Source organism: Phormidium sp. CCY1219 (assembly GCF_035615515.1).
In the GTDB taxonomy this organism is placed as follows: Bacteria; Cyanobacteriota; Cyanobacteriia; order Cyanobacteriales; family Laspinemataceae; genus CCY1219.
This window is the reverse complement of sequence record NZ_JAJENT010000850.1, coordinates 1-1046: the sequence shown is the minus strand read 5'-3', so window position 1 is coordinate 1046 and position 1046 is coordinate 1. Positions and strand designations below refer to the sequence as shown.

The 1046-nt window shown below is 43.7% G+C and carries 1 protein-coding gene; it reads left to right on the top strand.

What is annotated here, in order from left to right:
* Window positions 1-144: 144 nt before the first annotated feature.
* Window positions 145-1046 (top strand): metal-dependent hydrolase (locus tag LKK83_RS27035; protein WP_324634583.1); only part of this gene is annotated, 902 nt, incomplete at its 3' end.

Sequence of the window (1046 nt, the reverse complement as noted above, 5' to 3'; positions counted from 1 at the left end):
CAACCAAAAGGATATTCAGGTGTTTGGAGGTTTGGCTTTTATGATCCTTATGAGCCTTCGCCAATTGGGTCAAATTAAAGGCGCCCGAAAACGTTTAGGTCAGTGATAAATTCTTGTAAACTTATTTTAAATGAAGTATTTATTATGATGTCTATCACTCATGCGGCACTAAGTTCTGCTATCGTTCCGGTTCTTTTGTCCAGTTCAGATCCAATGGTTTTAGGTCTGGCAATCGTAGGGTCTCAACTTCCAGATATCGATACTACAACCAGTCTAATCGGTCAAATTTGCTATCCGATTTCAAGCCAGTTAGAAAAACGGTTTCCGCACAGAAGCGCGACTCATTCCTTTGTTGCGATTGCAGCCGTTGCAGTTGCTTGGTGGTGGCCGTGCCAGTGGCTAAAGTTATCTAATTCGGAATGGTTAGCGTTGTGGTTGGGGATGTTCGTTTCAATCGTTAGCGACACCTTCACAGTGAAGGGCGCACAAATATTTTGGCCTAATCCGGTGTGGTGCTATAGCGGGTCAAGCTGGGATAAGAAAAGATTAAAAACGGGTGGAATTGGCGAGATGTGGATACTGGCGATTGCAGTATCGATTGCATCGTTTTTATTGATTTCGCAACCCTTTTCTATCCAAGGAACAAATTTGGTGCAATTTGCTGGAACTCAGATTGGGATTAAAGATGCGGTATTTTCCCAATATAACCAGTTTGCCAGTACACACATTGTATATGCACAAATTGAAGGCGTACACGCGCAAACACGCGATCGCATGGATGGAAAATATTGGACACTTGGACAAGAGGGCGGGGAATTTATTTTAAGCCTATCTGGAGATATTTATCGCACTGGAACGAGCGGACAAATTATTATTGATTCAATCAAGTTTGATAAAGGGGAAGAAAATCAGATTCAGATTGAAGCGATCGCCTTTGACGATGAACCAATCGAGGAACGATTGGAAAAATTGCGATCGCAATTCCCAGACGCGGCAATTTTCCTCAGCGGCACCGTCGCGGTGGACTTCCCCGAAGACCTCAAACC